6 protein-coding genes are annotated in these 7,899 nt (G+C 32.1%); 4 read left to right on the forward strand and 2 right to left on the reverse strand.

Features of this window, described 5'->3' with window-relative positions; all coding sequences use genetic code 11:
* Window positions 1-22: 22 nt before the first annotated feature.
* From HALO113_RS11065 to HALO113_RS11075, 3 genes are all read left to right on the forward strand, one after another.
* Complete coding sequence (locus HALO113_RS11065; protein WP_159779075.1) at window positions 23-490, forward strand: hypothetical protein; 468 nt, start codon at window positions 23-25, stop codon at window positions 488-490.
* A gap of 146 nt (window positions 491-636) precedes the next feature.
* On the forward strand, window positions 637-1,974 hold the full coding sequence (gene ffh / locus HALO113_RS11070; RefSeq protein ID WP_159779076.1) for a signal recognition particle protein: 1,338 nt from the start codon (window positions 637-639) through the stop codon (window positions 1,972-1,974).
* Window positions 1,975-2,036: 62 nt separating this feature from the next.
* Window positions 2,037-2,918, forward strand: a complete 882-nt coding sequence (locus tag HALO113_RS11075) for a bifunctional 5,10-methylenetetrahydrofolate dehydrogenase/5,10-methenyltetrahydrofolate cyclohydrolase (RefSeq protein WP_159779077.1) — start codon at window positions 2,037-2,039, stop codon at window positions 2,916-2,918.
* 107 nt (window positions 2,919-3,025) lie between these two features.
* On the opposite strand, the gene HALO113_RS11080 is transcribed toward HALO113_RS11075, so the two are convergent.
* Both HALO113_RS11080 and HALO113_RS11085 read right to left on the reverse strand, forming a co-directional pair.
* Entirely contained in the window at window positions 3,026-3,187 is a 162-nt protein-coding gene (locus HALO113_RS11080; RefSeq protein ID WP_159779078.1) for a hypothetical protein, read from the reverse strand.
* 102 nt (window positions 3,188-3,289) lie between these two features.
* A complete protein-coding gene (locus HALO113_RS11085; RefSeq protein ID WP_159779079.1) occupies window positions 3,290-4,885 on the reverse strand; it encodes a peptide chain release factor 3 in 1,596 nt (531 codons plus the stop codon).
* 380 nt (window positions 4,886-5,265) lie between these two features.
* On the opposite strand from HALO113_RS11085, the gene HALO113_RS11090 reads away from it, so the two are divergent.
* Window positions 5,266-7,899 (forward strand): VCBS domain-containing protein (locus HALO113_RS11090; protein WP_159779080.1); only part of this gene is annotated, 2,634 nt, incomplete at its 3' end.

Here is a 7,899-nt window from a genome sequence, read left to right on the forward strand (position 1 = left end):
CAAACAATTAAAAGCTATAAACATGAAAAGAATTAAAATTTTGCCATTATTGTTGCTCATTTTTATATTAAATGTAGCTTCAACATGTAGTAATGATGATGATGTATCTTCATCAAATCAAGACCCTACTCCAGTTATAAATGCGGCTAGTCAAGGAACATGGAGGATTACATTATATGAAGATTCTGGAAATAATGAAACTGCAAATTTTGCAGGCTATAATTTCACATTCGCAGCATCTAATGTTTTAACAGCTTCTAATGGAGTAAATACTTACACAGGAACTTGGTCTGTTACCAATACGGATGTAAATGATGATAGTTCTAGTAATGATTTAGATTTTAATATAGCATTCCTTTCACCTGAAATGTTTTCAAATGAATTAACAGATGATTGGGATATACAATCCTATTCATCTACTAAAATTGAATTAGTAGATGTAAGCGGTGGAAATGGTGGTACAGACTTTTTAACGTTTGAGAAGAATTAAAATTTGGTTTTTTATTTGTTGTCCCCAATTCTATTCAAACCAGTCTTTTTATAAGACTGGTTTTTTTATTTAAACAAGTTTTCTACTCACTTTGAAACTTTTACAGTTTGTCTTATATTTGCCACTTATTAAAATCAAATACTATTATGTTTAATAATTTAACTGATAAATTAGATAAGGCTTTTCATATATTAAAAGGACATGGTAAAATTACCGATGTAAATGTTGCGGATACTTTAAAAGAAGTTAGAAGAGCACTTTTAGATGCAGACGTTAATTTTAAAATAGCTAAAGATTTTACTGCAAAAGTAAAAGAAAAGGCAATAGGCGAGAATGTATTAACTACTTTGCAACCAGGGCAATTATTGGTTAAGATTGTTAAGGATGAGTTAACCGAATTGATGGGAGGCGATGCTGCAGGAGTTAATCTATCTGGTAATCCTACAGTAATTTTAATGTCAGGCTTACAAGGATCTGGTAAAACTACATTTTCTGGAAAGTTAGCTAATTTTTTAAAATCTAAAAAAGGCAAAAAACCGTTATTAGTTGCTTGTGATATTTATAGACCAGCAGCAATTAATCAATTGCATGTTGTTGGACAACAAATAGGAGTTGAGGTATATTCTGAACCAGAAAATAAAAACCCAGTTGAGATTGCTCAAAATGCGATCAAACACGCTAAATCTAATGGTTTTAATGTGGTTATTGTCGATACCGCGGGTCGTTTAGCTGTTGATGAAGAAATGATGACAGAGATAGCTAATGTACATAAAGCGATTCAGCCACAAGAAACCTTATTCGTAGTTGACTCCATGACAGGTCAAGATGCGGTGAATACAGCAAAAGCATTTAATGATAGATTGAATTTTGATGGTGTTGTTCTTACCAAATTAGATGGAGATACAAGAGGAGGAGCTGCAATTTCAATTAAATCTGTTGTAGATAAACCTATAAAATTCATTGGTACAGGGGAGAAAATGGATGCGATTGATGTTTTCTATCCTTCTCGTATGGCTGATAGAATTTTAGGAATGGGAGATGTTGTCTCTTTAGTCGAAAGAGCGCAAGAACAATATGATGAAGAAGAGGCAAGAAAATTACAAAAGAAAATTGCTAAAAATGAGTTTGGATTCGATGATTTCCTTTCACAAATTCAGCAAATTAAAAAAATGGGTAGTATGAAAGATCTTGTAGGTATGATTCCAGGTGCTGGGAAAGCCTTAAAAGATGTAGAGATTGAAGATGATGCATTTAAACATATTGAAGCGATTATTCAATCGATGACTCCAATAGAGAGAAGTAAGCCTTCAATTATAGATGTTAAGCGTAAAAATAGAATTGCTAAAGGTTCTGGACGAAAAATTGAAGAAGTAAATCAATTGATGAAGCAGTTTGACCAGATGAGTAAGATGATGAAGATGATGCAAGGTGGTGGAGGAAAGAATCTAATGAAGATGATGGGAGGAATGAAAGGAATGAGATAATATAAAGACGTGAATTTTCGCGTCTTCTTTTTTTGTATAAAATAACTACTAACAACAACAAAATGAATTTATTAGATGGTAAGAAGATTTCTGATGATATCAAAAATGAGATAGCAGCAGAAGTTTTGAAAATGAAAGAAAATGGCGAGAAGGTTCCTCATTTGGCAGCAATAATTGTAGGTAATGATGGAGCAAGTTTAACCTATGTAGGCAGTAAAGTAAAAGCATGTGAAAGGGTAGGTTTTGAGTCTACATTAGTTAAAATGCCGAGTACAACATCTGAAACTGAACTTTTAAAGAAGATTAAGGAACTTAATGAGAATGATGCTATAGATGGTTTTATTGTTCAGTTACCTTTGCCAAAGCAAATAGATACACAAAAAATTATTTTAGCTATTGACCCAAGTAAAGATGTAGATGGTTTTCATCCTGAAAATTTTGGTAAAATGGCTTTAGATATGACTACTTTTATACCAGCTACTCCTTTTGGGATTTTGGAATTATTAGAAAGATATAATGTTGAGACGAAAGGTAAGCATACGGTTGTAATTGGGAGAAGTCATATTGTAGGAAGACCTATGAGTATTTTGATGGGACGAAAAGGCTTTCCTGGAAATTCAACTGTAACACTAACTCACAGTCATACAAAAAATATTAATCAAATTACGAGTCAAGCGGATATTATTATTACAGCATTAGGAGTTCCTAATTATTTAAAAGCAGAAATGATTAAAGATGATGCGGTTATTATCGACGTGGGTATTACTCGAGTAATTGATGAAAATTCTGAGAAAGGTTATAAAATTACAGGAGATGTAGATTTTGAAAATGTTTCTAAAAAGGCTTCTTATATAACACCTGTGCCAGGTGGTGTGGGTCCAATGACCATTGCAATGTTGTTAAAGAATACCTTGTTAGCTAGAGAACAAAAAAGAAACAGATAGTTTATCTCATCACAATTAAATATAAAATATTAATGATCTTTAGAAAACTTTTGAAACAAGTTGTATTTTATTATAAAACAAAAGTTGCTTTTTTAAAGCAACTTTTTTTATTTTTTTATTTTTTGATATTTATTGTTAAATGCGTATAAAGCAAATAATATTCCTGCGATACTTAGCCATATTAATTGTGAATTTATTGGAGCAGCAGGAGGATCGTCATCAGCAGGCGGATCAACTTGAGCAAAACCTACAAAGCTATACAATGACATAAGTATAGTCAAGTAAATAGATAGTAATTTTGAGTTCATTTTATGATAGGTTAAAGTTAGCAGATAAATTGATTTTCATCAATATACAATTATATGAAAAAATTATGTAATACGAAAATCTGAAGTAAAAAATAACTCAACTGTTGGATATTTTTGTTTAGTCATTTGGATTGAAAATTCGCTATCGGCTAAAAATACAAGTTGCCCGTATTTATCATGGCCTAAAAATTTCTGTTTAACACGTCTAAATTCTTGAAACTCTTCATTTTTTGGATCCTTTGGCTTTACCCAACAAGCCTTGTAGGCAGGAAAATTTTCATAAATGCATTTTGCACCATATTCATGTTCTAAACGGTATTGAATTACTTCATATTGTAAAGCTCCAACTGTACCAATTATTTTTCTTCCATTCATTTCTAATGTAAATAATTGGGCTACACCTTCGTCCATTAATTGGTCAATACCTTTTTCTAATTGTTTAGCTTTTAAAGGGTCAGCATTATTTATGTATCTAAAATGTTCTGGTGAAAAACTTGGAATACCTTTAAAATTCATTTTTTCACCTTCGGTTAATGTGTCACCAATTTTAAAATTTCCTGTATCATGAAGTCCTACTATATCACCTGCATATGAAATGTCAACAATTTCTTTTTTTTCTGCAAAGAAAGCATTCGGACTAGAGAATTTTACGTTTTTACCATGTCTCACATGTAAATAAGGTTTGTTTTTTTCAAAAGTTCCAGATACAATTTTAACGAAGGCTAATCGATCTCTGTGTTTAGGATCCATATTGGCATGAATTTTAAATACAAAACCACTAAATTTTTCTTCATCTGGCTCTACCAATCGAGTATCCGATTCTTTTGCTCGTGGAGTAGGTGCAATTTCAATAAAACAATCTAATAACTCACGTACTCCAAAATTATTTAAAGCAGAACCAAAGAAAACGGGTTGTAATTCTCCGTCTAAATATTCTGATTCATTAAAATCGGGATATACTTCGCTAATTAATTCTAATTCTTCACGTAATTTTTTTGCTGGTTTTTCACCTATAATTTTTTCTAATTCTTTACTTTCAATATCAGAAAAAGCAATGGTTTCTTCAATGTTTTTTCTGCTATCTCCTTCAAATAAATTAATGTTTTTTTCCCAAATATTGTAAATACCTTGGAAATCATAACCCATTCCAATTGGATAACTTAAAGGAGTAACTCTCAATTTTAATTTCTGTTCTACTTCATCCATTAAATCAAAAGCATCTTTACCTTCACGGTCTAATTTGTTGATAAAGACAATCATTGGAATATTTCGCATTCTACAAACTTCAACTAATTTTTCAGTTTGTTCCTCAACACCTTTTGCAACATCAATTACTACAATTACACTGTCAACAGCAGTCAAAGTTCTAAAGGTATCTTCAGCAAAATCTTTATGACCAGGAGTGTCTAAGATGTTGATTTTTTTATCTTTGTAATTAAAAGCAAGAACAGAAGTAGCTACAGAAATTCCTCTTTGGCGTTCAATTTCCATAAAATCGGATGTAGCTCCCTTTTTTATTTTATTGCTTTTAACAGCTCCTGCTTCTTGTATAGCTCCACCAAATAAAAGTAATTTTTCGGTTAATGTTGTTTTACCAGCATCAGGATGTGATATAATGCCAAAAGTTCTTCTTTTCTTTATCTCTTCTTTAAAGCTCATTACAATTTTTTTTGCAAATATATAATCTTTTGTAAAACCAATATTTTTTTTTTATCGTATATAATAAGTGTAATAGATATACAATATATCTATAGGTTAAGTTTGTTCACCGATATTTCTTGTTTTTTTGTCGAAATTAATTTAAAATGATAAATTTATTATGTAGCTTTATTATAGAGGCTTAAGTAAATGTTAATAATCTTTTATTTGTTAAATAAATTATAATTTGTTACTTTGTAATAGTTTTAAATTTTTTAAAATATTTTAGATTTAAATGTAAGAATTATGATTTCTAAATATTTCTAAAATAATTAAAAAAATAAATTTTATCAGTAAGTTTAAACTAAGTCTAATAATAGTATTTATCTAAATGCAGTAATATGATTAAAAAATTATTCAGTCTAAATTATTTAATTTTTTTCCTTTTTTTAGTTGTTAATCTTTTCTTTGCTCAAGAGAAAAATAACTTAAAGATTTATGAAGAGGAAAATTTTTATCAAGAATCTTTATCAAAAGAGTTCGTTTCTAAAAATAAAATAGTAAATAAGACTATTTTAAACAGTAATAAAAAAAACGCATTATCTTCTTCTAAAACTGTATCAAGTATTGATTTAAATGGCCCTATGCCTGGTGTAAATCATGAAGTAATGGTCAATGCAGCGGGTACAATTTATCCTCCATGTACATACAATACAGAAATTATTACATCTACAGGGACTGCAACAACTGCAAGGATAACGTTTTCAACTAATACTAGTGGGACTCCAACGGGTGTGCCCAATACTGCAAACGAGTTTTTTTTTATTTACAATACTACAGGTACGAATTTAGGTAACTATCAAATTAGTACAACATCGGCTACTACATATGATATTGTTGTGGGAACAAATACTTTTAGAATTTCTCATGCTACAGCCTATATTTTTGATATCACCGAAGTTTTTGGACAACCTATGCTTGTCGATAATTTAGAAACATTATTGAGGTTTCAATATTATAGACATACAAATCCTGCTATAGGAGATACTCGTCGTTATGCAGTTGTAAGTGTAACTGATCCAAATAATACACTGTCTGCTTATACTAGTTTAACGACAGGTAGTGATCCAATAGCGGTAGATGACACAAATTCTGTTGTCGCTAATTCAGCTATAGCAGTAACAGGAAACTTGGTTACAAATGATACAGATGCAACATCAGGAGATACAAAAACTATTTCTGAAGTTCATGGTTATACATCATTTGTTGGAACAGCTTATAATACCACATACGGGACTATTACTGTTCAAAGTAACGGAGCTTATTCTTATACTGTAAATGTAAATAATCCAACTGTAAGAGGGTTAAAGAATGGTGTAAATATTACGGATATAATTGCTTATAAAGTTAGAGACAATGTAGGTAATTTTGACTATGGATATTTAACAGTTACAATAAATGGTGTAACGGAACCACCGATAGCTACTGATAATACGAATTCAGTAACAGTGGGAACAAATACTACCGCTACTGGTAATGTGGTTACAGATGACAGTGGGTTAGGTTTAGATAGATTGGATAGAAATTCATCTTTATTTGTTTGGGAAAGTCAATATACAAATGGTGCAGCAATAAACGGGACTAACCGTTCATTAGGTGGCGTTACATTATCTTTTGTCCAAAATACGCCAGCTGGGGTAGGTGGTGCTGGAAACCAAACAATTGACTTTACAACTAATGGTGGGCATTCTGGTTATTTATTATTTGTTTCTGACCCAGCGGTAAATCCTGCAGGAGATAATCAATTAACAATTAATTTTAGTAAGCCTATCACAAATCTTGCGTTTGCAATTTCTGATATTGATTTTTCTCAAGGAAACTCTTGGGAAGATCAGATGAGAGTGGTAGGTAGTTTATCAGGAACAACTGTAAATTACAATAAACAAGTTGCTGGATCGATTGTTCAAGTAGGTAATGATACATTTTACGGAACAGGAAGTGTCCCTCCTAATGACGCTCATGGAAATGTAACGATTTCATTTAATAGTCCAATTGATAAATTAGAATTTTATTATAATTATGGTCCATATGCTACTGCAGCTGACCCTGGTGGACAAATTGCAGGAGTTACCGATTTATTGTGGCAAGATGATGAGGCCTCAGGGGTTTTAGAAGTTAATGGGTCAACATCTAATGTAGGCATAGCAGTAGCGGGTACTTATGGAACTTTTATTATTTATGCTAATGGTAATTACACTTACACATTAAATTCAAGCAATCCAGCCGTATTAGCTTTAACATCTGGACAAACTTTAACGGATTCTATTCCATATACCATCAGCGATAATATACCTGGATCAGGAAATACTGCTACTGCCAATTTAATAATTACTATTGGCTGTACACCACCTGCAATTCCTACTATATCAACTTCTTCGGCAACATGTTCTACTGCAGGAACAGCTACAGTAACAAATTATGATAATTCGGTTACATATTCTTTTTCTCCTTCTGGGCCAAATGTTGGAGTTGGAGGGGGTATAAATAATTTAACAGCTGGTACTTTATACACTGTCTCTGCTACTGTTGGTGGTGGAGGGTGTACGTCTAATCCTTCTAATTCATTTAGTATTAGTGCTTCGCTTACACCTTCAGCACCTGTTGTAGGGGCTATTACTCAACCTACATGTTCGGTAGCTACAGGAAGTGTTGCATTAAGCGGGTTGCCATCTTCAGGTACTTGGACAGTTACAGCAAATCCAGGAGGTTCTACTATAACAGGAACGGGAACAAGTGCTAATTTTACAGGTTTATCAGCTGGAACAACATATAGTTTTACAGTCACAAATTCAGATGGATGTATTTCTACAGCTTCAACAAATGCGATTATAAATCCACAACCAGTTACACCTTCAGCACCTGTTGTAGGGGCTATTACTCAACCTACATGTTCGGTAGCTACAGGAAGTGTTGCATTAAGCGGGTTGCCATCTTCAGGTACTTGGACAGTTACAGCAAATCCAGGAGGTTCTACT

It is taken from the genome of Flavobacterium sp. 9AF, from assembly GCF_902506265.1.
GTDB lineage: Bacteria > Bacteroidota > Bacteroidia > Flavobacteriales > Flavobacteriaceae > Flavobacterium.

What these genes read in the sequence shown, in the direction of transcription:
- HALO113_RS11065 (WP_159779075.1), top strand. Translation starts at nt 23, where the DNA reads ATGAAAAGAATTAAAATTTTGCCATTATTGTTGCTCATTTTTATATTA.
- ffh (WP_159779076.1), top strand. Translation starts at nt 637, where the DNA reads ATGTTTAATAATTTAACTGATAAATTAGATAAGGCTTTTCATATATTA.
- HALO113_RS11075 (WP_159779077.1), top strand. Translation starts at nt 2,037, where the DNA reads ATGAATTTATTAGATGGTAAGAAGATTTCTGATGATATCAAAAATGAG.
- HALO113_RS11080 (WP_159779078.1), bottom strand. Translation starts at nt 3,187, where the DNA reads ATGTCATTGTATAGCTTTGTAGGTTTTGCTCAAGTTGATCCGCCTGCT.
- HALO113_RS11085 (WP_159779079.1), bottom strand. Translation starts at nt 4,885, where the DNA reads ATGAGCTTTAAAGAAGAGATAAAGAAAAGAAGAACTTTTGGCATTATA.